The following is a 25,742-nucleotide window of genomic DNA, read 5'->3' as shown; positions in this document are numbered from 1 at the left end:
GGATCAGCCTGCCATCTCCGCCTCGGCGGCGTGCGGCCGTCCGGGGCGTCGGGAGTCGCTAGGCTTCCTCCGTGGACAGCGCAGAACTGAAGAACCGGGTACGCGAGCTGCGAGCCGAAGGCAGGTCTCCGAAGGAGATCGCCCGCACGCTGGGCGTGTCGCCGTCGGTGGTGGCCCCGCTCGTACGCGCGGTGGCGGCCGAGGGCAGCGCGGCGGCGGGGGAGCCCGAGGTGGCCGGCTGCTGGATCAACGTCGGCTGGAGCACCGGCCTCACCGTCGACCCCGCCCGCGGCTGGGTCGACGAGAAGCCGTCGGCCGAAGGACTGGACGGCAGGGTGTCCGTGCTGGTGGCCCGGCGCCACACCTGGGACCGGATGACGGTCTGCGGCTACCTGGCCGACGTCTACTGCACCGGCGTCAAGGACCTGATCGGGCCGGATGTCATCGACGACCGGCAGCTCAGCCGGTTCCGCGAATACTTCTTCAGCGACTACGTGGGCTGGCAGGAGGCGCCGATCGAGCTGGCTCAGCATCTCGTGTTCGGCGCGATCGACTATGCCCGCACGATGGACCTGGAGCCGTTCGTGACCTTCGACTCGGCCTCCCACGTCCTGGGCAAGTGGGAGGGCGAGTCGTCGGCGATCACTTTCGGCCGCGACGGGAAGCCGTACTACGTCCCGGGCCCGAACGACGAATCCGGCAAGATCATCAGGATCTTGGAGAGGAAACTCGGCCCGTCAGGCTTCGACACCTCCGTTGGGTGATCCTTTCCACGACGCTCCGGCTATCCGAGTCGACGCGGTTCACCCGTAAAAGCGATACAGGGCGATCCAGAGAACCGCCACGTGGTCTTCGGAGGCGAATGCGATCACTTCGTCGCGGGACAGGTAGTCCTCAGACCAACGGTCCCAACCGGCATGCGCACCGGCAAAATAGCGACTCCGCTCCGGCGGGAACGCGGTGAGAAAGCGGTCTGCCAGCTCTGTTCGGCCGGCTTGTGTCTCGGCAAGCTGGATTCGCTCCTGCTCGGTCCGCGGGGATTCGCTGTAGTCGCCGTCGTTCATCGTCCAGCGCATCCGGCCGATCAGCCAGGCCCGCAGGAGGTCGGGGGCACCGGTCACCTCCTGCCAAGGCTCTCGACGATGCGGGGCATCGTCGTCTGGCTGATCGTCTTCGTCCCCGAACCTGGCTTGGGGCAAGGCAAGATTCCCGTCGGGGATCAGGGTTATCCGCTCGCCGGTGGACCCCAGGGCCCGCACACCCGAACCGTAGGGTCCGGGCCCGGCCGGCAGGGGCCCGGCGTCTTCGTCGTCGTCTTCCCAATGCTCGCGCTCCGCCAGCGGCGCGAACTCCTCCGGCAGTCGCTTTTCAAGAAGGGTGTCGAGCAGCCGGAAAATCTCGCCCGTCGCCGTAATAAGGTCGCCATGGAGGGATTGGTAGGTCACTGGCGCGGTGCTGTCCGCCACGGCCTCCAGAGCCTCTTCCCGCAGGTCGTCCACGCCGCAAACCCTGACGACGCGCCTTTCCTGATACAGGTGCGCAACCTTGAAGTCGGCCAGCTCCGCCGCCAACGATCCCATCTCTCTCGCTTAATCATCTGAAGGTGCAAGGGCAGGAAGCCACGCTTGAAAGCCCCCTCCATCGTGGAGAGGGCTCTGACCGGCATCGGCTATTGAGCCGCCTTGTACTTCTCCACGATGGTCGCGGCGATGCGGCCTCGCTCGCTCACCGGCAAGCCGTGAGCCTTGGCCCAGTTGCGGATCTCGGAGGACTTCTCACGGTTCATGGCCCGGGAGGTGGAGTCGGCCCCGTGGCCGCCACGCCCGGAGCGCTCGGCCCGGACGGGGCGAGCGACGGTGATGTAGGGTGCGAGCGCCTTTTCCAGATCTTCCCTGTTCTTGCCCGACAGGTCGATCTCGTAGCTGGTGCCATCGATGGCGAAGGTGGTGGTCTTCTCCGCTTCGCTTCCGTCGATGTCGTCAATGAAAGACTCAACGATCTGCTTGGCCATGCCGGCGCTCCAATATGTGTTATGAGGTTTCGGGTACTGTATCGCCTTGCAGGGGCGCGTCAACCACATACCCGAAAGATTGCTATTCCCAGAGAAGGAGGCCCAAACGGGACCGCTCCACATTCACCGGGGCCGCGACGTCTCCCCATCTTGCCAGTGTTCCAGCGGTACTTGCGCCGACAGGCGCCCTTTGAGCCCGGCTCGAACATCTTGTGGCAGGGGAAATATCCAGCTTCGGCTATCGATCTCACAGGGCGAGTGCTGGGTGGCGGAATTCGGTGGCTCTGGATCACTGGGCAAATGTCTTCGGGAGATTGGGAAGACATAATGTGATGTCGTCTATGACGATCCGCGCCACCACCGCCCGGGGCGCTCGCCCAGACGACGGACGACCCGCATGAGGGTCTGCGCGCGCGTTACGGGAACGCCGCCCGCCGAAATTCTCCGGCCGATGACACGACAGGCTCCATGACGGCGTTGCTGAACCGCCTCGCAGGCAGTTCCGCCATGCGGCGTGGAGCGGTCGGCCCGTCCGATGCTCGGTGGAGATGATGACGACGAGTCGGACGTCACGGCAATTTGCCGGCCGGTCGCCTCATCGGGCCCCGAGCTCAGACCTCCCGCGAGAGCAGACCCACCGACGCGGCATGTACTCCCGCCTGGAATCTGCTGACCGAGTCGAGATTGCGCAGCAGCGCCGCGACGTGCCGACGGCAGGCCCCTACCGACATACCGAGCCGACGTGCGACGACCTCGTCAGGGCTGGGGTCAACGGGCCAAGTCGGCGATCAACACGGGTTCCAGGACTGCGGCCATGTTCCAGCTGAGTACCGACTGTACGGGTTATGGTGCGCCGATCCCGCCGGGACGACACCATCCTTCTCCGGTTGGTTCTCCCCGATGAGCCTCCACGTCCGGTGAACTCGTTTTCGAGGGAGAGGTGAAATCAGTTCCAACGAAGGTTCTTTCGGTCATCGCGTTACTTGTCGCAGCAGTGCTGAGATGTCTTGCTGTTCTGGCGCACCGGCCTCAGTCACTATGGCGAGTGCGTGCCGCCATAGTGACTGAGCCTCGATCTCATTTCCCGTTCTCCGATGAATATGGCCTAGAATGATCATCGTTCGGGCCTGGGAGAGTCGCTGACCCGTTTGTCGGCAGATTCGCAGGGCTTCTTCACAGTGATCTCTGCAGGGATTTATGTTGCCTAGCCCAAGATGTGCGGCGGCTGTGGCGCTGTGCGCCTTCCCCAGCGCCAGGGTGAATCCTTTGCCGGCCAGGTGGCGGGCGCGGTCGGCGTGTTCAAGAGCCTCCGCGTGCCGGCCATGGACACGCGCCAGCTCTGATCGTGCAAGCCACAGCTCGACGTGATTCTGCAGGTGACTGACCCGTTCCGCGATGATCGACGCCGCCGTGAGGTGGCCGTCGACTTCTCCGAGATGACCAAGCCGGAGGTTCGCCAGGGCCAAGCAGGTCAGTGCGCGCCCCTCAACCTCAGGGTTCTCGGTGCTCCTGGCCAGGGAGATCGTGTCGGACAGGACCTGGCGTGCGGAGTCATAGCGGCCAGCCTCCAGATGCACCTTTCCGAGGCATTCGAGCGCATTGGTCTCCGCATAAGCGGATCCGATCTCGCGTCCGACAGACCTCGACTTGTTGAGCGTGGCCAGGGCGCTGTCGAGCAGTCCCAGCTCTCGCTGGATCACTCCGAGGTTGGTGAGCATGACGGCTTCGAGCTGGCGCTGGCCATTTTCGCCGGCGGCCGCGAGCACCTGCCGTTGCCGCTCTTCCGCGTCGCGGAGGCGTCCGAGATCGAGATACAGCGCCGCCAGGTTGCCGAGACTGGATGTTTCGGCCACCCGATTGCCGAGATCCCGGTCGATGACCAGGGCCTGCTCGAATCGGTCGATGGCCTGCTCAGATGCCCCGCTCTGTGCTAACACCACACCGCTGGCCCGTAGGACCGCCGATTCACCCGCGCGGAAACCGGCCCGGCGCAGAAAGGGCATGGCCTGATCGTAGGCATCGAGGGCGGCGTCCAGGTCGGCGATCCGCCACCGGGCATAGCCGATGGACAGCAGCATCGCGCCCTGTCCCACGCCGTCCTGATCCGTTCGAGCGGCGTCGAGCCCGAGTTCGGCGATGCGCAGGCACTCGGCGATGGGCCGTCTCCATGTCAGGATGTCCCGCAGGGCATCGGCCAGCCGCCACACCAGAGAGCGAGGGCCGTGCTCCGCCGCTCGGGCGATCAGGACGGCAATGGTGTCCCACTCCCGATCGAGCCAGCTCTGCGCATCGGCCGCACTGCCGAAGGACAGTGGCGTCACGTCTGTCGCTGGTCCCGCAGCCGGTACTGGTTCCACCAGCCGTACGTCGACTACGTGTTCGGCCGCGTTGGTGATCGTCTGCAGGTAGAAATCCATGTACCGGCGGATCGCCGCCTCCCGTTCGCCGGGCAGGTCCTCTGTCTCACTCCGCGCGGCGGCATACGTGACCAGCAGGTCATGACAGGAGTAGCTGTTCGGCCCGGCGCTGACCAAATGAACCCGCGCCAGGTCGTCCAGGAGCTTTGCTATTTCAGATAGGGGATTGCCCGACAGGGCCGCCGCTCCCGCGACGGTGATTCCCGAGTTCGGCACCAGTCCGATCAGCCGAAACAGTCTCCGCCCCGCCGGAGAAAGCGTCTCAACCGATCGGTCGACCGCCCCGCGTACCGCTGTTCGCTGGTCACCGGCGACCTCGAGCTGGCTGAGCAGACCATGATCGCTTAGCTCTTTGACGTACTGGGCGAGCGTTTGGTGGGGACGATCCGCGAGCCGGGCACTCGCGACACGCAGGGCTAGAGGCAGCCGCGCGCAGAGTTCGGCCAGACGAGCGGCAGCATGTGGTTCTCTACGTATTCTGTCCGGCCCCACGAGGTCGGCCAGCAGATCGACGGCTTCGGCTGGATCGAGCACCTCCAGCGTGATCCGTCTGGCCGACTCCAACGCGACAAGCCCACTCAGCCGGTCTCGGCTGGTTGCCAGCAGCAGGCACCCGGGCTCTCCCGGCATAAGGGGACGCAGCTGCTCCGGCGCGGCGACATTGTCCAGCACCACGAGAACTCGCCGTCTCGCAAGGATCGATCGGTACAAACCGATCTGAGCATCCACTTCCACGGGGATGTCCTCGGCGGGTTGGCCAAGCGCTTGCAGCAGGCGCGGTAGAGCCTCGGCTGTGGTCATCGGTGGCGTCTGGTCGAACCCCCGCATGTCGAGGAACAACTGGCCATCGGGAAACCGATCGGCCAGGCGATGTGCCCAGTGGAGGGCGAGCGTGGTCTTGCCCACTCCCGCGGCTCCGACCACCAGAATCGCGTGCCGGCCTCCAGCGGAGAACTCCTCCAGCCGGTCGAGCTCGGCATGCCTTCCGACGAGCCGGCCCACCGCCGGCGGAAGCTGCCGGGGAACGAGACGTCGCACGGCTTTGCGCTCTGGCGAGGCCAGCGATGCGTCGTTCCGGAGAATCGCCAGGTGCAGGTGCTGGAGGTCGGATCCTGGTTCCACGCCCAGCTCGCTCGCGAGCACCGCATGGACTCGGCGGTACGCCTCCAGCGCCTCACCCCGCCTTCCCGATCGATGGAGCGCCAGAATGAGCTGACGCCAGACGCGCTCGTGAAGGGGATGGCTGTCGGCAAGTGCTCGTAGCTCCCCGATCATTTCCGCGTGCAGCCCCAGCTCCAGGCGAATCTCGCTCCATTCGGCTCGTACGGTGTGCGCCAGCTCCTCCAGAGCACCGGTTCGGGACGTCATCGAGGAACTGAGCGCCGCGTCCTCGGCCGGGCGGCCCCGCCACAGCGACAGAGCGGAGCGGTACTCGTCGTTGGCGACAGCGAGGTCGCCGGCGTCCGCGTGGCGGCGCGCCTCACGTACCGTGTTCTCGAAGCTGAGCAGGTCGAGCTGGTCCGGTTCGAGGCGCAGGAGATAGCCCTGGTCTCGGGTGATGAGGTCAGGGATGACGGATCGCCGGAGTTGGGTGACGTAGCTTTGGAGATTCGACACCGCGGACGAGGGCGGGTCGTCCCACACACACTCGATCAAGTGCTCGATGGAGACGGTCACATTGGGGTAGAGCAGAAACACGCTGAGTATGGACCGCTGTTTTGGTGAAAGGTGGACGGGACGGCCTGCGCGGAGAGCTTGCACAGGGCCGAGAATGCCGAACACGGCTACGTCGAGCCTTCCTGCATCACGGAGAGATCGTGGCGACGTTGTGGCGCCTTCTTTAGCCCGCAGAATTCATAGACGGCGGAAGGAGGGTGGCTGTGTCGCGGGGAGGAGCGATGGGAAGTCTCGCGCGTTGCATCGAAACGCGCGCGGCGTCCCACTGGCCGTATTCACGTGGCGGACGAACGAGTTCATCGCTGAGACATCCCGGTTGGCAGTGCCTGGGCGGCGGCAGTTCCCGATCATTCTCGAGAACTTTGTACACCCGCCCTGCGAGCCCGCGCAAGAAGTACCAACCATGGGGCTAGAGCGTCGAGCGCCGGCGGGTCCGCTCGATGACGGCGCTGGTCGCCATGAGCAGGCAGATAGGACGTCGGCGGAAAACCCGCTGGTGGGGGGACATGAACCCACGACCTCTTCGTCCCGAACGAAGCCCGGTGGACCCTCAGACGGCGTCACAACGACCTGAGGTGTCGCGCGCCATCGTGGCCAAAAGGGTCGTTCTGCCCGCTGGCTAGCCGGTGAGTCGAACATTCCGCATCCAGGGAATGAGGTATCCACGCGGGCGTTTCCAGAGTCAGGCGGCGAGGGTCGAACCGCGTACGACAAGTTTGGTGGCGAGTTCGATGTGGTTGAATTCGATTTTCTCGCCCGCGGCCAGGCGCAGCGCTGTGCGCAGGGCGACTGCGCCCATCTCGCGCAGCGGCTGGCGTACGGTGGTCAGCTGCGGCGAGGTCATGGTGGCGATCTCGGTGTCGTCGAAGCCGACGACGCTGAGGTCTTCGGGGATGCGCAGACCGCGGGCCCTGGCGGCCTGAATGGCGCCCATGGCGCTCTCGTCGCCGGCGGCGAAGATGGCTGTCGGGGCGGGGTGCAGGTCGAGCAGGACGGCTCCTTCTTCTATGCCGGAGGGATAGCAGAAGCCCGGAGTGCGGACATATTCGGGGGGTACGGGCACGCCCGCGGCCTCCATGGCGGCGCGGTAGCCATGCATGCGTGCTTGGTTGGTGGTCGAAGTCGCGGGGCCGCCGAGATAGGCGATGCGGCGATGGCCGAGGTCCAGTAAATGCTGGGTGGCGGACAGACCGCCGGCGAAGTTGGTGGCGCCGACGCTGGTCACACCGGTGTCCGGCAGGTTCAGCGGGTCGATGACAACCACCGGGAGATGGGCTTGAGACAGCGCGACGAGCTGGGCCGAAGTCGGCGCGCTCATAAGGGTGATCATCGCCCGACGCCCGGCGGCGACCAGGTCGCGAGCCCAGGAGACGCCCACGCCGGCCATGTCTTTCGTATAGGTGACGATGACCGCGACGCCCAACTCGGCTCCGGCCTCGACCGCGCCCTTGATGACTTCGGTGGAGTAGGCACACAGATCGTCCACGCCCAGCTCGACCGTGGCCGTCAGCTGTGGTTGGTCCCGGCGTGACGAGAGCGGCACGTAGCCCTGTTCCAGCAGGAGGGACTGCACCAGCGAACGAGTGGCCGGTGCGACGTCGGAGCGGCCGTTGAGCACCTTGGACACTGTGGCCACGGACACGCCGGCCGAGGCGGCGACGGTGGCCAGCGTGGTACGCCCGGGATTGCTCGGCATCGATCCCCTCTCTAACGCGCGACACCTACTTTAAGCTGCGACCAGCCGGGACGCCTCTGAATTAGCGATCACTTCCGCCGGCCATTCAGTGGTCGACCGACTTTGGCCACTCACCGAAGTTCCATGGGGACGGCGAGCGAGTGTTCTGGAGAGCCGAGCCAAATATGCTGGCCTTCAGAGCTTCCTGGTTTTCGTGCATGCCGTACACCTCCGGCAGCATTCCCGCGATGGCGACCTCCGCTCCAGTCGTCGACTTTCGGCAGACCTCCTCAAGCCGGGGATGGCTCCAGCGCTGAGACCGGAGCCCCGGCATGGGTTCTCTACTCGGAGTGCTCGACTGCGGCTTTTGGGAGTGCGAGCATCACGAGTGCCGTGATCAGGTAGAGCGCGGCGGAGACGATCAGGACGATGCTGAGCGCGTGACTGTAGTCGGGCAGCACCGGTGCTCCGGTGGCTGAACCGGTGACGGCGGTGAAGAAGATCGTGCCGAGAACGGCGATGCCGACGGCGCCGCCGATCTGGTTGACGGTGGAGAGCACTCCGCCTGCGGCGCCTGCGTTGCGTCCGGGGACGCCTGCGAGGACGACGTTGACGAGAATGGGTGCGGCGAGACCGAGCCCGAGGCCACCGATGAAGAGTGCGAGGGCGAGGAGCCAGTATCCGGGATCGTTGCCGTCCTTGACGATGTACCACAGGACGACCTGAGATGCCGCGATGGTGAGCGAGCCCGTGATCAGGAGCGTTCTGCCCGCTTTGGCGGCGAGAGCGACGCCGAGGCCGGAGGTGATGATCGAGCCGAGCGCGTACGGGAGGATCACCAGGCCGGTCTCCCACGCGGTTCGGCCGGTTCCGTTCTGGAGGTAGACCGAGAAGGTGAGGAAGTACGATCCGATGCCGCCGAAGAAGAGCACCGAAGCGCTCAGGCCGACCGCGAAAGCGCGGATTCTCAGCAGAGCCGGGTCGAAGACAGGTTCGTTTCCGCGTCCGGTGAGGCGGCGCTCGTAGGCGAGGAAGATCGCGAGCACCATGATTCCGGCTACGAGGAGGGCGTAGCCGGCCCAGGTCCATCCCCATGTCTCGGTCTGGATGATCGGCAGCAGCAGGAGAAGAAGGCCCGTGGCCGCGAGGAGCGCGCCTGGGATGTCCAGTCGCGCGGTCGAGGCGGAGCGGGACTCCGGCAGAACCTTCGCGCCGCTGATGAGCGCCAGGATCGCGACGGGCACGTTGATCCAGAAGATCGTGCGCCAGCCCAGGTCGAACAGGTTGGCGTCGACGAGCAGCCCGCCCAGCAGCGGGCCGGCGACCGAGGCGAGGCCCTGGACCGCTCCGTAGGCGCCAAACGCCTTGGCGCGCTCGCCCGGAGCGAATGATGCCCGGATGATCCCGAACACCTGCGGGACCATGATGCCGGCGGTCAGTCCCTGCCCGGCCCGCATGCCGATGAGCATCCCCGGATCGACGGCCAGCGCGCACAGTGCCGAGGTGACCATGAACCCGGCCAGCCCGATCATGAACAGCCGTTTGCGGCCGTACTGGTCGCCGAGCCGTCCGCCGGTGATCAGGCCCGCGCCCAGGGCGAGGGTGTAGGCGGTGATCGTCCACTGGATCTGAGCGTCGCCGGCACCCAGGTCCTGGGCTATCGCCGGGGCCGCGACGGTGACGATCGTCGCGTCGAGAAGGTCCATGAAGGAAGCGAAGAGCACCACCAACAGCGCCGTGGTCGCGTCGGCGCTGGCGATGAGTGTCGGGGAGGCCTCAGCTGTGCGGATGCCCTCTCGGGGGCTCGGTGAATCGGTCATGTCGGCCACCATCGCCGGGATAGTTGCCATCGAGTGACCGCTATCGGTGGGAGAGTCGGACAATCATGGCTGCTACCTCCGCGCGGACGCTCAAGCTGCTGTCGATCTTCGGGATCGGTGCGACCCTGACCGCCGAGGAACTCGCCGCCCGGCTCGGAGCGTCGGTGAGAACCGTGCGTCGCGACATCGATACGCTCCGGGACCTCGGGTACGAGATCGAGGCCGTCCGCGGAGCAGGTGGGGGATATCGGCTCGGTCGCGCGTCCCGTTTGCCGCCGGTCGTCTTCGATGAAGACCAAGCCGTCGCCACGGCCGTCGCGCTCCAGACCGTGCCGACGATCCTCTCCGGCATCCGCGAGAACGCGGCCCGCGCTCTCGCCACGCTGCACCAGGCGATGCCCGCGCGCAGCCGCCTGCACGCCGAAGCGTTCACCGTCTCTTCGGCCCGCAACTACTGGGAGTTCCCCGCGCCACCGATCGACGCCGAGATCGTCCGCGCCGTTGGCAGCGCGATCAACCGGCAGCACCTCGTTCGCGTGGACTACACCGGTGACGGCGAACCCGCCACGCTCACGCTGGAACCGCACCACCTCGTGGTCTGGGCCGCACGCTGGTACTTGGTCGCCTTCGCCCCGGATGCGGACCGATGGCGCGCGATGCGCGTGGACCGCATCAAACCACACATGCCCACGCACACCCCCTTCGACCGACGTGACATCCCGCACGGCGATCCCGTCGCCTTCGTCATGACCGCACACGACCGCGGAGACGCTGCTGCCGAATGGCCATGCCGCGGCTCAGCCATCGTCGCCCTGCCCGCCTCCACCGTCGCCCGGTTCGCCCCCGGCGGATCAACAGTCGGGTACGACACCGCGACCACGTGCCGACTCACACTCGGCGCATGGTCATGGCCAGGACTGGCAGGACTACTCCTCACCTTCGCCGCCGACATCACAGACATCGAACCGGCCGAACTCCGGCAAGCCCTGCACTCCTTGCGCACCCGAATCAGCAAGGGGCTCGGGCCCGACCGACCTCACGGGTGACCTGCACAGCCGGCGTCCGCGTTCCCCATCAGCCGTCTTCTCGGCATTTCCCTACCGTTCTGAATACCGAGGTAGATCGCGCGCACCTCCCTTGCGAGACGACTCGTGAGGGAGACAGGTGTGAAGGGTCCACGTACGTCAGAGGCCGGTCACTCGCATGGTGATGTTGAGGCGGCCCGAGGTCAGACCGGTGGCGGGGTCCGCGGTTCCTGGATAGACCTTGGGGACGCCGTGGTAGGCGAAGCGTGAAGGGCCGCCGAAGACGAACAGGTCGCCGCTGCCGAGTCGCACGTCGGTGTACGGCTTGCCGCGTGTCTCCGTGTTGCCGAAACGGAACAGGCAGTCGTCGCCGATGCTCAGCGACACCACCGGGGCGGCAGAACGTTCGTCCTTGTCCTGGTGCATGCCCATTTTGGCCCGGCCGTCGTAGAAGTTGATCAGCGCTGTGTCGGGGGTGTAGTCGTCGGCGGGCTCGCCGTACGCCGCTGTCAGGGCGCGGCGGCCCAGGGCGACCATCCAGGCGGGGAAGTCGGCGACCTGGAGGCCGTTCACGTCGTTCGCGACGCGTGTGTACTTGTACGGCTGCCAGTGCCAGCCGACGCATACGGTCTGCACCGACATGACGCCGCCTCTGGGCAGCACGGTGTGCCGGATCGGGACCGGGCCCGCCGCCCACTCGCGGCACGCGCGTACCAGGTGCTGTTGCTCGTCGAGCGTCAGCCAGCCGGGGGCGTGGACGGCGCCTGGGGCGATCTCTCGCATCGGGAGCGGGATCATGTCGGGTCCCGGTGGATCAGGTTGCGGGTGATTCGCCAGGTGGTGCCGTCGGTGTCCGCTCCGCGCATGCCCTCCAGTGTTCCAGGGGCGGCCAGGGCGACGGCTTGCGCGGTGGAGGCGAAGCCGAACGTACGTCCGGGGTCCCAGTCGGTGCTCTGGTGGAGTCGTTCGCTCATCCGCGCCCAGCCCAGCGGCGCCCCCGCCACCACCCAGGCGTCCGGCGGACCTGCCGCGAACCGCCTGGCCTGGCGGAGCCACGACGCCGCCTCCTCCGGCCAATCGACGATCGCCAGCACGGTGCCTTGCCACATGTCACCGTCCCAAACGCCGCCTTCCACCAGACCGCTTTCCCGCAGGTTGCCTACTACCAGGCCGCCTTCCCGCGCGCCTTCCCACCGGCCGCCATCCTGCGCGTCTTTCCGCGCGCCGCTCTCCCAGGCGTTCGCGAACGCCTCAGCGGAGGGGCCGGCGTCGCGGCCGTGACCGATCACTACGGTCTCCACGCGCGGCCGGGCCGCGGCCAGCAGGCCGAGCAGTCCGGCCAGCTCGGCCGCCGTATGCCCAGCCACCGCCTGTTCGCTCTTCCAGAGCTGGTACGCCTGTGGCAAACACACCGCGCACGGCCGGTACCCCGCCGCGATGGCCGTCACCTCGTCCGCGAAGAACACCCGCTCCTCCACGTACCCCCCGCGCGAGATCGCCCGCAGCGCCGACGGGCAGTCCAGCCGCCCGTACAGCCGCGCCCGCCGGTGCCCGCCCAGCGTCCCGGGCACCGCGCTGGTGTACGGCCACCCGTCGGCGCCGATCAGCGTGTACATCACGCGGCGTCGTGGAAGACGAGGCCCAGAGTGTGCCGCAGCCCCGAGCGGACCGTGCTCACGCCGTGCCGCACCGGCGACGCCGACCACCCCCGCGACGACTTCACGGGCCGGTCCCGGGTGGTGAAGATCAGTCCCCGGCCCTGCGGCAGCAGGGTCACCGTCCCGCGCGACTGGGCTCGTGGACGCTGCTCCACCAGCAGGAACTCGCCCCCGGTGTAGTCCTCGCCCGGCTGGTCGAGCCCGATGACCACCTGCAGCGGGAACACCAGATCCCCGTACAGGTCGCGGTGCAGGGCGTTCCAGTCGCCCTCCTGGTACCGCAGCAGGATGGGCGTCGGCTTGGTCTGCCCGGCTTCGTGGCACATGTCCAGCCACTCGTCGAAGCTGTCCGGCCAGGGCGCCGGTTGGCCCAGCCGGGCGGCCCAGTCGCGGGCGATCGGCAGCAGGTGCGGGTAGAACGCCGCCCGCAGCTCCGCCACCAGCGGTGGGAAGGGCTCGCGGAAGTAGCGGTACTGCCCGCGGCCGAACCGATAACGCTCCATGTCGATCGTGGAACGGAACCGGCCGGCCTCGCCGTACAGGGCGGCGATCTCCTTGCAGTCGGCCGGTGAGAGGACCGGCGGCGTCAGCGCGCAGCCGTACGCGTTGACCTCCTCGGCCAGGGCCGTCCAGTCGGCCTGCATGATCTCCTCCATCAGTCAGATGAGCTGTGGCTGCAGCGCGCCTTCGAGCGTGAGCAGCGCGTGCTTGCGCTCGACGCCGCCCGCGTACCCGGTCAGCGAGCCGTTCGCGCCGACGACGCGGTGGCAGGGGCGGACGACGAGCAGCGGGTTCGCGCCGAGCGCCGCGCCGACCGCGCGGATGCGGTCGCGTGGCGCGCCGACGCTCGCGGCGAGCTCGCCGTACGTCGTGGTGGTCCCGTACGGTACGGCGGCCACGGCGGCCCAGACCCCCTCCTGGAAGACCGTGCCGGTGGTCGCGAGATTCAGGTCGAAGGCGGTCCGCTCGCCCGCGAAGTACTCGCGGAACTGGCGCTCGGCCTCGGCGAACGCGCCAGGGTCGCGCCGCCACTCGGGCCGCACGGCACCGCCGAACGCCACGCGGGTCAGCGCGGTGCCGTCGCCTACGAGCAGGATCTCGCCCAGTGGGCTGTCGATCGTCGTGTAGATGCTCATACTCTCTACAACACCGTCGCCACCCGGAAAGTCAGCGGTTTTCGGACCTCTGGGCAGGCCAATTCGGAGAGACCAGGCCCGCGTCGTAGGCCACGATGACCAGTTGCACGCGGTCGCGGGCGCCGAGCTTGGTGAGCAGGCTGGCCACGTGTGCCTTGGCGGTGCCCGGGCTGATGTGCAGGTGGGCCGCGATTTCGGCGTTGGACAGGCCGCGGCCGACGAGGGTGAGGATCTCGTGTTCGCGTCCGGTGACGCCGTTGAGTTCGCGGTGCCGGGCAGCCGGGGTGCGGGTGGTGAACTCCTCGATGAGGCGGCGGGTGACACTGGGCGCGAGCAGGGCATCTCCGGCGGCGACCACGCGGATGGCGGTCAGGATGTCGTCCAGCGCCATGTCCTTGACGAGGAACCCGGAGGCGCCCGCGCGCAGCGCGCCATAGACGTTCTCGTCGTCGTCGAACGTGGTCAGGACCAGAACGCGCGTGGGCAGCAGCTCAGCTGTGATCATCTTGGTGGCCGTGATGCCGTCCATTTCCGGCATCCGGATGTCCATCAGCACAACGTCCGGGCGGAGCTGTCTCGCCAGTTGTACAGCCTGCGACCCGGTCCCGGCCTCTTCGACGACCTCCACGTCCGAGGTCCCGTCGATGACCATGCGCAGCCCGGCGCGCACCAGCGGCTGGTCGTCTGCCAGCAGCACACGGATCGTCATGAGATCGGCAGCCTCGCGGCGACCCTGAACCCGCCCTCGGGTCGCGACCCGGCGGTGAAATGCCCGTTCAGCAGCGCCACCCGCTCGCGCATCCCGGCGATGCCATAGCCGCTGCCCTCGCTCGCGCTGTCTCCGCGACCGTCGTCGACGATCTCGACGCTCAGCTCCTCACCCGCATAGCCGATCGACACCCGGCAACGGGCGGCATCCGCGTGCCGTACCACATTGGTCACCGCCTCCTGGACGATGCGGAACGCGGACTGGTCGACGGCGGCGGGCAACGGGCAGCGTTCGCCCTGCCAGCGGACGTCGACCTGGACGCCCGCTGCGATGGCCGTCGACGTGACCCGGTCGAGGTCGGCCAGCCCGGTGGGCGGCGGGTCAGGCCGGCGCAGGACGCCGAGCATCTGCCGTAGTCCCTTCAGGGTTTCCCGGCTGGTGATCTCGATGGCGTCCAGCGCGTCGCGGGCCTGCTCGGGGCGGGTGTCGATGACCCTGCGGCCCGCTCCGGCCTGGATGGCGATGCTGCCGATGCTGTGGGCGACCATGTCGTGCACGTCGCGGGCGATGCGCAGCCGCTCAGCCGTGACCGCGTGGACCCGCACGGCCTCGCCGTACTCGCGCCGCTGCCGGATCGCGGTCCCGGCCAGCCAGGCGAGCAGGACGCTGCCGGCCAGCAGCGCCGTCAGCGCCAGGAACCCGGGGACGAGGGCGTGCGGCCACAGGGCGGCCTGCAACACCCCTTCCAGTACGGCGAGCGTGACAAGAGCCGCGCTGAGCCCGGCGCGGACAGAGCGGGTAGCCGCGATGACGCAGACCAGAACGTCCGCGGCCAGGATGAGCGGCCAGAGCTGCTCGGCCGACATCCCCGGTGCTGTGGCGGCGGCCAGCTCCGCCAGCACGACGGCAAGCACCGGCAGCGGCCGGCGCCTTGCCCATGCCAGGGGCAGCGCCATCGCGACCGCGGCGCCCGCGAGCGGCGGCACCCGCGGGTCCGCGTCGTCGCTGCCGCTCAGCAGCGCGGCGAACTGCAGCAACGCGAAGGCGGCCACCACACACCACGTGAGCAGCTCCCGCGTGAGCGACGGTAGGCGCTCCAGGAGCGGAGGACGGGGCGGATCGGCGAGCACGCCCCCGATCGTAGCCGCGACCCCATCTGACCAGCATCAGCCTGGAGGCTGACCAGCATCGGCCTGGAGGCGTATGCCCGCAGGCCAGTCTCCTGGCGCGGATTCTGGCCTGCGGACAGATGTCGTGCGCCACGGCCTCCGGCAGCGTTGAGCGGGTGATCGAAGTCAACCAGCTGACCAAACGCTACGGCGGCGTGACGGCCGTGAACGGCCTGACGTTCACCGTACGGCCCGGCCACGTCACCGGGTTCCTCGGCCCGAACGGCGCCGGCAAGAGCACCACGATGCGCATGATTCTCGGCCTGAACCGGCCCACCAGCGGAAGCGCGACCATCGACGGGCGTCCGTTCGCGCGGCAGCGTCACGGGCTGCGGCACGTCGGCGCGCTGCTGGACGCGGGTGACGCGCATCCCGGGCGCAGCGCCCTGGCGCACCTGTGGGCGCTGGCCCGGAGCAACGGCCTGCCGCGCCGCCGGGTGGCGGAGGTCCTGCGGGAGGTGGGGCTCGAAGGTGTGGCCCGCCGGCGGGTGGGCGGGTTCTCCCTGGGCATGCGCCAGCGGCTCGGCATCGCCACCGCGCTGCTGGGTGATCCGCCGGTGCTGCTGTTCGACGAGCCGGTCAACGGTCTGGACCCCGAGGGGGTGCGCTGGGTGCGAGGTCTGTTCCGGCGCCTGGCCGAGCAGGGACGTACCGTCCTGGTCTCCAGCCACCTGATGAGCGAGATGGAGAACACCGCCGACCACCTCATCGTGATCGGCCGCGGCGAGCTGATCGCTGACGAGAGCCTCACCGAGTTCGCGGCCCGGGGCGCCGGCGCCCGCGTCACCGTACGCACGCCCGATCCGGACGAACTCGCCGCCGTGCTCACGTTCGACGGCGCTTCCGTACGGCGCGACGGTGACGGGGCGCTCATGGTGACGGGGGTGAGCGCCGGCCGTATCGGTGAGCTCGCCTTCGAGCGCCGGATCATGCTGCACGAGCTCGCCCCGCGCACCGCCTCGCTGGAAGAGGCGTTCATGGAGTCGACCGCCGGCCACGCCGACCACGTCGTGGGCGGCCGCCGATGAGCCTGCTCGGCGCGGAGTGGATCAAGCTGTGGTCACTGCGGTCCATCCGCTGGGTGATCGTGGTCGGTGTGCTGGTGCTGGTCGCGCTCGCCGTCCAGTCGAGCCTCGACACCTACGCCGAGTGGCCGGCCTACGGGGCGCGGGAGAAGGCCATGTTCAACCCGATGACGGAGGCCTTCAGCGGGTTCAGCGCGATCGTGGTCATGATCGGCGCGGGGAGCGTGGGCGCGCTGACGGTCGCCGGAGAGTACGCCGGCGGCCTGATCCGCACCACCTTCACCGCCGTCCCGGCCCGTGGTCGCGTCATGGCGGCCAAGGTGGCCGTCGTGGCGGGGGTCATGCTCGCCGTCGGCGCGGTCGTCGCGCTCACCACGTACGGCGCGAGCCAGGTCGTCCTGTCGGGCCTCGGCACCGGGGGCTCGATCGGCGATCCGGGCGTCGTGCGCGTCCTGGTGGCGAACGCCCTGCTCGCGCCCGTGTCGGCGCTGGTCGGCATGGGCATCGGCGCGCTGCTGCGGCACACCGCCGCCACCGTCGTCGCCGTGTGCGGCGTGCTGGTCATCTTGCCCACCCTCTTCAAGCCGACCGTGCACCAGTGGGCCAACGACCTGTACGCCATGTTCCCCTTCTACGCCTGGCGGACTTGCCTGTCCCTCATCCATCCCCGCGACGAAGCCGCCCTGCCCACGATCACCGGGTCGTGGATCGCCTTCGCGCTCTGGCCGCTCGTCGCGGCGGCCGTGACCCTCATCGTCGTGCGCCGGCGCGACGTGTAACGCCTGAAAGAGGAAACCCTGTGAAGCAGCACTACCTCCGTGCCCGCCTGCCGTTCCTGGCGCTCGCCCTGCCGCTCCTGGTGACGTCCTGCGCGACCACAAGCGCCGCCAGCACGTCGAGCCCCACGACGACCGCCGCCGTCAAGCTGGAACTGCCTCGCCCCACCGGCCCGTACCCGGTCGGCCGCGACATTCTGCACCTGGTGGACAAGAGCCGCACGGACCCCTGGGTGCCCAAGGACGGCCCCCGGCAGCTGATGGTGTCGATGTATTACCCGGCCCGATCCGCGACCGGTGCGAGCGCCCCGTACATGACCGTCGAGGAGGCCCGGTCGCTGCTGGAGCGCAAGGCTCCGGGCGCCACCCTCGCGGCCGAGGCCATCGCCGCCACCCGCACCTACGCCCACACCGGCGCCGATCCGAAGAAGGGCCGATATCCGCTGGTGGTGCTCTCACCCGGCCTCGGCCTGCACCGGGCCAGCCTCACCTCCCTGGCCGAGGACCTGGGCAGTCGCGGGTACGTCGTCGCGCTGGTCGACCACGCCTACGAGTCGTCCGGCACGGCCTTCCCCGACGGCAGTGTCCGCACCTGCGCGCCCCTCTGCGACCAGCCCAAACCGCCGGAAGGCGGGCAGGCGACCATCACCAAGAGCCGGACCAAGGACATCTCCTTCGTCATCGACCAGCTGACCGACCGGCACCCGGCCTGGAAGCAGGCCCGCATGATCGCCACCAAGCAGATCGGCATGGCCGGACACTCCCTCGGCGGCGATGCCGCCGCCGCGACCATGGGGGTCGACAAGCGGGTACAGGCCGGTGTGAACCTGGACGGCACCTTCCATCCCGCCATCCCCGCCGGCAATCTCGGTAAGCGCCCCTTCCTCCTGATGGGCAGTCAGGCCGACCATGTCCCCGGCAAGGACGACACCTGGGACGGCAGCTGGCCGAACATCAGCGGCTGGAAGCGCTGGCTCACCGTCGCTGGCACCGGCCACAGCAGCTTCACCGACCTGTCCATCCTGGAGAAGGCGGCGGGCATGTCCACCCCCGGCGGCCTCTCCCCACAGCGCTCCCTGCAGATCACCCGCGCCTATGTCGGCGCCTTCTTCGACCAGCACCTGAAGCACAAGAAGGAACCGCTGCTCGACGGCCCGACCTCGGCCAACCCCGAAGTCGCCTTCCACAACCCCTGACAGGGAACGGTACGTTACGGGCATGTCTTCCACGCCCCGCCCGGACGACCGCGTCTCGTCCGCCTTCCGGTTCGCCACTGAGCTGGTCGCCTGGGTCGCGACTCCGTGGGCTCTGGCCGCCCATTCCGTGCTGTTGGCCGTGCTGTCGGTGGTGGTGCTGATCGGGTTGCCGACGCTGTTCTCGACCCCGGGCGACAAGCGGAACGTGATCGTCGCGGTGCCGGGGTGGGTGACGATCGCGCTGGTGCTCCTACAGGTCGTGGCCGCCGTGGTGGCGGCGTGGGTCGCCTGGCAGGTGCTCGTCGCCGTGCTGGTGTCCGTGCTGGCCGTGGTCACCGTGGTGCTGGAGCTGCCGCGCTGGCGGTGGCTGGCCTCCCGATGAAGTAGACGTGATATGTCGGTGTTGTATAGCCTTTCTGGAGGTTCTCCCGGGACTCAAGGGGCCTATGAACAGGCTGGCTGACGAGGACTTGGCGCTGCTGTTGCTGATCCGGTCCTTCGAACGGAAGCTGCTCGCGCTCTTCGAGCGGGGCGAGCTCAGCGGCACCACCCACACCTGCCTCGGGCAGGAGTACGTCCCCGTGTCCCTGCGGCCGCTGCTGCGGGACGGTGACTGGGTGTTCAGCAACCATCGCGGTCACGGTCACTACCTGGCCAGGTTCGAGGACCCCGAAGGGCTGCTCGCCGAGATCATGGGCCGGAAGGGCGCCGTGTGCGACGGGGTGGGGGGCAGCCAGCACCTGCGCCGCGACCGCTACCTGTCGACCGGGGTGCAGGGGCAGAGCCTGCCGGTGGCCACCGGGGTCGCTCTGCACCTGAAGCGGCACGAGCCCGGCGGGCTCGCCTGCGTGTACATCGGTGACGGCACGTGGGGCGAGGGGGCGGTGTACGAGGCGTTGAACCTGGCACAGCTCTGGCGCCTGCCGCTGCTCGTCGTTGTGGAGCACAACGGCATCGCCCAGTCCACGCCGACGGAGCTCCAGATGGCGGGCACCATCGCGGGGCGGGCGGCCGCCTTCGGGATCGGGCACACGCGGGTGTCGAGCTTGGACGTCTCCGAAATAAGACGACAACTCGCGCCTTTGGTGGAGACCGTCAGGGGCGGTGCGCCGTTGGTGGTGGAATTCGCCACGCACCGCCTCGGCCCGCACAGCAAGGGCGACGACACCCGCCCACCGGACGTCTTACGCACCGACTGGTACGCCTCCTACCAGGCCGAACACCCCGACCAGTCGGCCCGCCTCGAAGCGGCGGCCCGCTCCCGCATGGACGAGCTCGCCGAAGAGGTGGCCGCCCGGCCCCTGGCCACCTGGACCACCGCGTGACGGCAAGGGTCGGCGAAGACCTCAACCAGGCCCTGCATGGCCTGCTCGGCGACGACCCCAGCGTGTACGTGCTCGGCGAGGACCTCCTCGACCCCTACGGCGGCGCCTTCAAGATCACCCGCGGCCTGTCCACCCGCTTTCCCGACCGGGTCCTGACCACGCCGCTCAGCGAGGGCACGATCGTCGGCGCCGCCTCCGGCCTCGCGCTGGCGGGGGAGAAGGCCATCGTCGAGATCATGTTCGGCGACTTCGCCGCCCTCGCCTTCGACCAGCTCGTGAACTTCGCCAGCAAATCCGTCTCCATGTACGGCCGGCGCGTCCCGATGCCACTGATCATCCGCTGCCCCTCGGGCGGCAACCGCGGCTACGGCCCCACCCACAGCCAGAACCTCCAGAAGCACTTCATCGGCGTGCCCGGCCTCTCGCTGTTCGAGATGTCGCCGTTCCACGACAACCGTGCCGTCCTCGACCGCATGCTCGCGCTGGCGGAGCCGTGCCTGCTCTTCGAGGACAAGGTCCTCTACACCCGCCGGATGTACGACGTGGACGAGCTGTTCACCTGGGACCTCGTCGAGGACGTGGCCGTGGTGCGGTTCGACGGCGACCTCGACTACGCGGTGATCGCCCCCGGCGGCGTGGCGCACCGGGCCATCGCCGCCATGCGCACGCTGCTGCTCTCCCACGACCTCGCCGGGGCCGTGCTCGTCCCGTCGCGCCTGTACCCCTTCGACCCTGCCGCGCTGCTGCCGCTGCTCGGCCAGGTGGGGCTGGTCTGCGTGGCGGAGGACGGCAGCGCGGGCGGCACCTGGGGCAGCCACCTCGTCGCCGACCTGCACACCCGGCTGTGGGGCTCGCTCCGGCGGCCGATCCGCCTGATCAGCTCGGCCGACAGCGTGATCCCCACGGCCGCGCACCTGGAGCGTGCCGTGGTGCTGCAGGACAGCACGATCAGCAGGGCCGTACTGGAGGCGCTCGATGGGTGAGATCCGGGTCCCGAAACTGAACAACAACGACTCGGAGTACACACTGCTGGAGTGGCTGGCGGCGGACGGCGCGCAGGTGGGGCGCGACGACCCGCTGGCGACGCTGGAGACGTCCAAAGCGGTGGAGGAGCTGGTCAGCGAGCAGGACGGGGTGCTCACCCACCTGGTACGGGCCGGCGCGTCATGCGCCCCCGGCCAGCTGATCGCCCGGATCGGCCCGGCTCCGGCCGGTCGGCCGGAGCGGGTGCCGACCTCTCTCGATTCGGCGGGCACTCCGCCGCCGTCGGAGCCGGTCGCCGTCGCCGATGGCGGGCCGATCATCACGGCGCCGGCGCGTGCGCTGCTGGACGAACTCGGCCTCGATCCCGCGCTGGTGGCCGGGCTGGACGTCAAGGTGGTACGCCGGACCGACGTGGAACGGCTCGCGGCGGCCACCGGCGGCAGCGAGCCCTCCGAGAAGGGCGGCGCACATCACGACGGCGGACAGACCCGCCCGCTGTCCAACCACCAGCGCGCGGTCGGCAGGACTGTGACCCTGTCGCACCAGTCCATCCCCGCCGGCTACACCGCGATAAAGGTCGACGTAACCCCCGCCCTGACGACCGCCCGAGCCCTGACCAGACGCCTCCGCAAGCTGGTCGGCCTCCCCGACCTGCTCATCGCCGCCGTCGCCCGGCTGCACGCCGACTTCCCGATGTTCTTCGCCGAGCTCATCGACGACAGAACCGCCCGCATCCCCGACCAACCACGCATAGGCTTGACGATCGACATGGGAACCGGCCTCTACGTGCCGGTGATCCGCGACCGCCTGACCGTACCGGACATCGCCGAACGCCTGGCCGAATTCCGCGGGCTCGCCCAGCACGGCGGTTTCACCGAGGCGCACCTCACGGGCGGGAACATCGTCGTCACCCTTCACCACGACGCCGACATCATCATGGCCATCCCGATCGTCTTCCCCGGTCAGGCCTGCGCCATCGCCCTCACCTCACCGCAGCCGGAAGGTGAGCGGACGGTGGCGGCGATCGGCCTGGCCTACGATCACCGGCTGGTCAACGGCAGGGACGTCGTCCTGTTCCTCCAGGCGCTGAAGGAGACCCTAGAGACCTCGCCCGAGGACCTGTAGCCCGACCAGGTCGTCCGGGGTCGCGTCGGCGCTCTGGCCGAGCAGGCTCGGTAGCCGTGACCGCAGTGCCGCCGCCGCGAGCATCGCGCTCGACCCTGAGCATCGCATGGCCGGGCCACTGAAGTACGGGCAGGCCACTGCGTCGTTGGTGGTGGGCGAGGGGTCGGCCGCCTCCCGGCAGAACACTCTGGCGGCGGCGTTGAAGGAGTGGGGCATGCTGCGTCGTACGCTGTGAACGTCACGGTGCGTTCGGTCCTGGCAGTGCCGGGGATGAGGTCGGCCGTGCGCGGCTGATGCAGGTCGACCACGGAACCTCCAAAGATCGACACATCTGCGGTACTACCGGTTGGGCGGAGCCGACGACATAACCGTGGCGGCGCGGCCGTCCAGGTGCTGTCAGAGAAGCAGCCGGGGTCTCAACCCGGCCGCCACGATGGGTCGTAGCAGGGCATGTTTGATTCCGCCGCCGGCTTTGGTGGCCAGCACGTACGGATACTGTCCTGCCCCCACCAGCAGCACCAGCGCGACCGTTGCACAGCAGGTGGCGGCGAAGGCGCGAATGCGGCGCCCCCGCGACAGCGACCACCAGGCGGTCACCAGCGCCGTCACCAGCAGCCCGGTCAGGAGCGCCGAGGTGAGCGGGTTGGTCATCGAAGCGCCCACGCCCAGCAGCGTCAACACCAGCGCCAAGACGGCGGCGGCACCTCACCGGCCCCGATGTGGAAGCTGCCGTCGGAGAGGCGCGGCACCCCATGCAGCAACAACCCCACCACCAGTCCCCAGCACACGGCCGGCAACGCGCCGCCCGCCACGATGAGCGCCTGCCACCACCGGCGGCCGCGGCGGGTGCGGCGGCGCAGCTGGACCGCGGTGTTGCCTACCACCAGCCCGACCAAGATCGCCACCACCAGCGGGTACAGCCCGGACAGCAGGCTGCCCTCCAGGTGCGGGAAGGCGCCGAACAGGACGCCGGTGAAGGCCACCAGCCACACCTCGTTGCCCAGGAAGAACGGTGCCATCGCACCTAGAGCCGCATGAAGCCGTTGGCGACGAGGATCCAGTAGCCGGAGGCGTAGGCGGTCAGAGCAACCAGCCAGATCAGCGTGACGTGCACGCCGCGGAGCAGCCGCCCCCATCCGAAGATCCACATGCCGAGGAAGGTGGATTCGGCGAAGAAGGCGATGAGGGTTTCCAGTGCCAGCGGGGCGCCGAACACGTTGCCGGCGAACTTGCTCAGCCCGCTCCAGCTGAGCCCGAACTGGAACTCCATGACGATGCCGGTGGCGATGCCGACGGCGTAGTTGATGAGGTAGAGCTGGCCCCAGAAGCGCGTCATGCGCTCACGTACGGCGGCTTTGGCGGGATTGGAGTCGGGCAGCTCGCCGCCCCGCATTGAGCTCAAAAGGGCGTTCGACACAGCTCCATGCCGCCGAGAGCATAACGCCATAGCAATATTAATCTTAGACAAGATAACTCCTGAGCCATAGCGTCGGAGCTGTGAGAAGCCAAGATTCCACTGCAAAGGGAAGGGTTGGGGTAGCGATGCCTACGCAACGCGAGGTAGATGAAGCCAAGATCCGCCAGCTGGTCGACAAGATCGTCGAAGGGCTCCAAGGCAAGGATCTCGAGGGTCTGAAGCGGCTTTACGCAACGGACATCGTGTCCTTCGACGTCGAGCCGCCGCTCCAGCATGTGGGGATCGAGGCGAAGCTCAAGAACTGGGCGCCCGTGTTCACGTTCTTCGAGAGTGTGACATATAAGGTTCGCGACCTGACGCTCACCGTGGGCGATGATGTGGCGTTCGGGCACGCGTTCGCTCGTCTCAGCGGCACGCTGAAGGACGGGACGGCGACGAGCGGTATGTGGGTCAGGGTCACGTACTGCCTCCAGAAGATCGACGGCACATGGTTGATCGTGCACGACCAGGTCTCGGTGCCGCTCGACATCTCCAGCGGCAAAGGCGTTGTCGACCTCGAGCCCTGATCCCGCCACGCCACCCCCGCCTGCGCCGCGTCGCCGCGGCACCCCATCCATGGAGGAAGCCATGACCCCCGTCCCCGCGACCGTCGAGATCCCGGGCTATCTGGCCGGCACCTGGAAAGCCGACCCGGTGCACTCCGAGATCGCCTTCACTGTCCGTCATCTCATGATCAGCAAGACCCGTGGCCGGTTCACCACCTACGACGTCACGATCGTCACGAGCGAGGACCTGCTGGGCTCGTCGGTGACCGCGACGATCGACCTCGCGTCCATCGACACCGGCAACGACATACGTGACAACCACCTTCGTACCGCCGACTACCTCGAGATCGACAAGTACCCGACGATGAGCTACCGCTCGACCGGCATCCGCCAGACCCGCGACGGTTGGGCCATCGACGGTGAGCTGACGTTGCACGGCGTCACACGGCAGCTACCGCTGGCCGTCGAGGTGAACGGGTTCGGCCCGGACCAGTGGGGTGCACAGCGGGCCGGCTTCTCCGCGACCGCGGAGATCAACCGGCGCGACTTCGGCATTGACATCAGTACCCCGATGGAGGCCGGTGGCGTCGTAGTCGGCGACAAGGTGTCGATCAGCCTCGAGATCCAGGCCGTTCTCCAGAAGTGACTCGACCGGACGGGCAGCCCGCAAGGCCCCCATCCACCGATCGGGTGGTGTCCCGATTCCGCGGTTCGACCGAGCGGGATCGGGACACCGCCGCTCTGGTCCAGGGCCTCGTCGAGCTAGGAGGATTGCCATGAGCGCCGATGCCGGCATCGTCATCATCGGAGCGAGCCTGGCCGGCGCGAAGGCCGCCCAGGCCCTGCGCCTCGACCACGGCTACGACGGTCCGATCACCCTCATCGGCGACGAACCCCATCTGGCGTACCAGCGCCCTGCCCTGTCCAAGGGCTACCTCCTGGGCATCACCGGGCCCGGCGACCTCGACGTCCTGAAGCCGCAGTTCTACGCCGACCAGGACGTCACGCTGGCACTCGGCGCGCCCGCCACCGCCCTCGACCTGGACGCCCGGCGGGTATGGCTGGCCGACGGCACCGAGTTCCCCTTCGCTCGGGTGCTGATCGCCACCGGCGCCCGCCCGCGCCGCCTCCAGGTGCCGGGCGCCGATCTCGACGGCGTCTGCTACCTGCGCAACCGCGACGACAGCGAACACCTGGCCGCGGCCCTGCGTGCGGCCGGCCATGTCGTCGTCATCGGCGCCGGCTGGCTCGGCTCCGAACTCGCGGCCGCCAGTCGTACTTTCGGCAACCACACCACCGTCATCGACCCCCTGCCCACCCCGCTCTACTACGTGCTGGGCGACCAGATCGGTGGCCTCATCGCCCGCCGCCACCGCGACCACGGTGTGAACCTGCTCCTCGGCGACGGCGTCGAGGCCATCCTCGGCACGCGCTCGGTCGAAGCCGTCCAGACCATCACCGGACGGACGATCCCCGCCGACCTCGTCATCGTCGGCGTCGGCGCCGCCCCCAACACCGAACTCGCCCAGGCAGCGGGACTGCACGTCGACGGTGGCATCATCACCGATGAGCACCTGCGCACCTCGCACCCGGCCGCCGTGGCCGCCGGCGACGTCGCCCGCCACCAGCACCCGCGCTACCTGAACCCGGTACGGATCGAACACTGGGACAACGCCGCGATCCACGGCACCGCCGCCGCGGCCACCCTGCTCGGCGAACCCACCACCATCGACCACGTCCCCTACCTCTTCTCCACCCAGTACGGCTCCACCCTCGAATACGTCGGACTCCCCACCACCTGGGACCGCATCATCACCCGCGGCGGGCACGCCACTTACGGATTCACCGCGTTCTGGCTCGACCGCCGCATCCCCGTGGCCGCCCTGACCATCGACCAGTGGGGCGCCGCCGATCACCTGCGCACCCTCATCGCCACCGGGCACCCCGCCGACCCGCAACAACTCGCCGACCCCGACACGCCCTTGCCGAACCTTCTGCCGAACGCGCCGAGTCCCCACCGGAATCTCCAACCTCAGCAACGCCGGTGAGGAG

26 protein-coding genes and 1 pseudogene are annotated in these 25,742 nt (G+C 68.6%); 12 read left to right on the top strand and 15 right to left on the bottom strand.

All coding sequences use genetic code 11. The annotated features are described in order from the left end of the window. Positions 1-71: 71 nt before the first annotated feature. Positions 72-764, top strand: a complete 693-nt coding sequence (locus ACGFNP_RS19805; protein WP_358316632.1) for a helix-turn-helix domain-containing protein — start codon at positions 72-74, stop codon at positions 762-764. Positions 765-803: 39 nt separating this feature from the next. On the opposite strand, the gene ACGFNP_RS19800 is transcribed toward ACGFNP_RS19805, so the two are convergent. The 5 genes from ACGFNP_RS19800 to ACGFNP_RS19780 form a co-directional block, all read right to left on the bottom strand. Further along, complete coding sequence (locus ACGFNP_RS19800; RefSeq protein ID WP_393320371.1) at positions 804-1,571, bottom strand: hypothetical protein; 768 nt, start codon at positions 1,569-1,571, stop codon at positions 804-806. Positions 1,572-1,669: 98 nt separating this feature from the next. Next, positions 1,670-2,011: an Lsr2 family protein gene (locus tag ACGFNP_RS19795; protein WP_358316638.1), complete on the bottom strand. Its 342-nt coding sequence runs from the start codon at positions 2,009-2,011 to the stop codon at positions 1,670-1,672. 971 nt (positions 2,012-2,982) lie between these two features. After that, the gene (locus ACGFNP_RS19790; protein ID WP_393321557.1) at positions 2,983-6,189 is read right to left on the bottom strand and encodes a BTAD domain-containing putative transcriptional regulator; all 3,207 of its coding nucleotides are present in this window, start codon (positions 6,187-6,189) and stop codon (positions 2,983-2,985) included. A 598-nt stretch (positions 6,190-6,787) separates the two neighbouring features. Continuing rightward, the gene (locus ACGFNP_RS19785) at positions 6,788-7,801 is read right to left on the bottom strand and encodes a LacI family DNA-binding transcriptional regulator (RefSeq protein WP_393320368.1); all 1,014 of its coding nucleotides are present in this window, start codon (positions 7,799-7,801) and stop codon (positions 6,788-6,790) included. A gap of 320 nt (positions 7,802-8,121) precedes the next feature. Continuing rightward, a complete protein-coding gene (locus tag ACGFNP_RS19780; protein WP_393320366.1) occupies positions 8,122-9,600 on the bottom strand; it encodes an MFS transporter in 1,479 nt (492 codons plus the stop codon). Between the two features lie 65 nt (positions 9,601-9,665). On the opposite strand from ACGFNP_RS19780, the gene ACGFNP_RS19775 reads away from it, so the two are divergent. After that, positions 9,666-10,646 (top strand): helix-turn-helix transcriptional regulator, encoded by a 981-nt coding sequence (locus ACGFNP_RS19775; protein ID WP_393320363.1) that lies wholly within the window; start codon positions 9,666-9,668, stop codon positions 10,644-10,646. A 138-nt stretch (positions 10,647-10,784) separates the two neighbouring features. Here the strand turns inward: ACGFNP_RS19775 and ACGFNP_RS19770 are convergent, their stop codons facing one another. From ACGFNP_RS19770 to ACGFNP_RS19745, 6 genes are read right to left on the bottom strand one after another with little or no spacing between them, the layout of a single operon-like run. After that, a complete protein-coding gene (locus ACGFNP_RS19770) occupies positions 10,785-11,408 on the bottom strand; it encodes an alpha-ketoglutarate-dependent dioxygenase AlkB family protein (protein ID WP_393320360.1) in 624 nt (207 codons plus the stop codon). A gap of 11 nt (positions 11,409-11,419) precedes the next feature. Continuing rightward, positions 11,420-12,241, bottom strand: a complete 822-nt coding sequence (locus tag ACGFNP_RS19765; RefSeq protein WP_393320357.1) for an Ada metal-binding domain-containing protein — start codon at positions 12,239-12,241, stop codon at positions 11,420-11,422. Beyond that, entirely contained in the window at positions 12,241-12,939 is a 699-nt protein-coding gene (locus tag ACGFNP_RS19760) for a 2OG-Fe(II) oxygenase (protein ID WP_393320354.1), read from the bottom strand. The genes ACGFNP_RS19765 and ACGFNP_RS19760 overlap by 1 nt, the downstream gene beginning before the upstream one ends. Before the next feature lie 3 nt (positions 12,940-12,942). After that, positions 12,943-13,419 carry a methylated-DNA--[protein]-cysteine S-methyltransferase gene (locus ACGFNP_RS19755; protein ID WP_393320351.1) on the bottom strand — a complete coding sequence of 159 codons (477 nt, stop codon included), beginning with the start codon at positions 13,417-13,419 and terminating at the stop codon, positions 12,943-12,945. A gap of 31 nt (positions 13,420-13,450) precedes the next feature. Beyond that, complete coding sequence (locus ACGFNP_RS19750; protein ID WP_358316665.1) at positions 13,451-14,128, bottom strand: response regulator transcription factor; 678 nt, start codon at positions 14,126-14,128, stop codon at positions 13,451-13,453. Further along, positions 14,125-15,258 carry a sensor histidine kinase gene (locus ACGFNP_RS19745; protein WP_393320348.1) on the bottom strand — a complete coding sequence of 378 codons (1,134 nt, stop codon included), beginning with the start codon at positions 15,256-15,258 and terminating at the stop codon, positions 14,125-14,127. The genes ACGFNP_RS19750 and ACGFNP_RS19745 overlap by 4 nt, the downstream gene beginning before the upstream one ends. Positions 15,259-15,413: 155 nt before the next feature. Here ACGFNP_RS19745 and ACGFNP_RS19740 point away from each other — a divergent pair, with 155 nt between their 5' ends. From ACGFNP_RS19740 to ACGFNP_RS19710, 7 genes are all read left to right on the top strand, one after another. Next, entirely contained in the window at positions 15,414-16,325 is a 912-nt protein-coding gene (locus ACGFNP_RS19740; RefSeq protein WP_393320345.1) for an ABC transporter ATP-binding protein, read from the top strand. Then, complete coding sequence (locus ACGFNP_RS19735; RefSeq protein WP_393320342.1) at positions 16,322-17,101, top strand: hypothetical protein; 780 nt, start codon at positions 16,322-16,324, stop codon at positions 17,099-17,101. Before ACGFNP_RS19740 ends, ACGFNP_RS19735 begins: the two co-directional genes overlap by 4 nt. Positions 17,102-17,121: 20 nt before the next feature. Next, positions 17,122-18,294 carry an alpha/beta hydrolase family protein gene (locus tag ACGFNP_RS19730; protein ID WP_393320339.1) on the top strand — a complete coding sequence of 391 codons (1,173 nt, stop codon included), beginning with the start codon at positions 17,122-17,124 and terminating at the stop codon, positions 18,292-18,294. A gap of 22 nt (positions 18,295-18,316) precedes the next feature. Next, entirely contained in the window at positions 18,317-18,676 is a 360-nt protein-coding gene (locus ACGFNP_RS19725; protein ID WP_358316679.1) for a hypothetical protein, read from the top strand. A gap of 64 nt (positions 18,677-18,740) precedes the next feature. After that, positions 18,741-19,619: a thiamine pyrophosphate-dependent dehydrogenase E1 component subunit alpha gene (locus tag ACGFNP_RS19720; RefSeq protein ID WP_393320335.1), complete on the top strand. Its 879-nt coding sequence runs from the start codon at positions 18,741-18,743 to the stop codon at positions 19,617-19,619. Continuing rightward, complete coding sequence (locus ACGFNP_RS19715; protein ID WP_393320332.1) at positions 19,616-20,602, top strand: alpha-ketoacid dehydrogenase subunit beta; 987 nt, start codon at positions 19,616-19,618, stop codon at positions 20,600-20,602. Before ACGFNP_RS19720 ends, ACGFNP_RS19715 begins: the two co-directional genes overlap by 4 nt. Next, complete coding sequence (locus tag ACGFNP_RS19710; protein ID WP_393320329.1) at positions 20,595-21,728, top strand: 2-oxo acid dehydrogenase subunit E2; 1,134 nt, start codon at positions 20,595-20,597, stop codon at positions 21,726-21,728. Before ACGFNP_RS19715 ends, ACGFNP_RS19710 begins: the two co-directional genes overlap by 8 nt. On the opposite strand, the gene ACGFNP_RS19705 is transcribed toward ACGFNP_RS19710, so the two are convergent. From ACGFNP_RS19705 to ACGFNP_RS19690, 4 genes and pseudogenes are all read right to left on the bottom strand, one after another. Next, complete coding sequence (locus ACGFNP_RS19705; protein ID WP_393320326.1) at positions 21,702-21,944, bottom strand: hypothetical protein; 243 nt, start codon at positions 21,942-21,944, stop codon at positions 21,702-21,704. The genes ACGFNP_RS19710 and ACGFNP_RS19705 overlap by 27 nt on opposite strands. A gap of 180 nt (positions 21,945-22,124) precedes the next feature. Next, positions 22,125-22,418: a hypothetical protein gene (locus ACGFNP_RS19700; RefSeq protein WP_358316693.1), complete on the bottom strand. Its 294-nt coding sequence runs from the start codon at positions 22,416-22,418 to the stop codon at positions 22,125-22,127. Further along, complete coding sequence (locus ACGFNP_RS19695; protein WP_393320323.1) at positions 22,403-22,747, bottom strand: cytochrome d ubiquinol oxidase subunit II; 345 nt, start codon at positions 22,745-22,747, stop codon at positions 22,403-22,405. Before ACGFNP_RS19695 ends, ACGFNP_RS19700 begins: the two co-directional genes overlap by 16 nt. 11 nt (positions 22,748-22,758) lie before the next feature. Beyond that, a pseudogene (locus ACGFNP_RS19690) lies at positions 22,759-23,076 on the bottom strand (cytochrome ubiquinol oxidase subunit I); the annotation flags it as partial. A 194-nt stretch (positions 23,077-23,270) separates the two neighbouring features. Between ACGFNP_RS19690 and ACGFNP_RS19685 the strand changes: the two are divergent. The 3 genes from ACGFNP_RS19685 (at position 23,271) to ACGFNP_RS19675 (ending at position 25,738) form a co-directional block, all read left to right on the top strand. Next, positions 23,271-23,711, top strand: a complete 441-nt coding sequence (locus tag ACGFNP_RS19685) for a YybH family protein (RefSeq protein WP_393320320.1) — start codon at positions 23,271-23,273, stop codon at positions 23,709-23,711. A gap of 61 nt (positions 23,712-23,772) precedes the next feature. Further along, entirely contained in the window at positions 23,773-24,336 is a 564-nt protein-coding gene (locus ACGFNP_RS19680; RefSeq protein WP_358316700.1) for a YceI family protein, read from the top strand. Positions 24,337-24,466: 130 nt separating this feature from the next. Beyond that, positions 24,467-25,738, top strand: a complete 1,272-nt coding sequence (locus ACGFNP_RS19675; RefSeq protein WP_393320317.1) for an NAD(P)/FAD-dependent oxidoreductase — start codon at positions 24,467-24,469, stop codon at positions 25,736-25,738. Positions 25,739-25,742: the final 4 nt, after the last annotated feature.

The organism is Nonomuraea sp. NPDC049269 (assembly GCF_043197155.1).
Lineage (GTDB): Bacteria > Actinomycetota > Actinomycetes > Streptosporangiales > Streptosporangiaceae > Nonomuraea.
The sequence above is the reverse complement of the archived record's forward strand: the minus strand, read 5'-3'. Positions and strand labels throughout refer to the sequence as shown.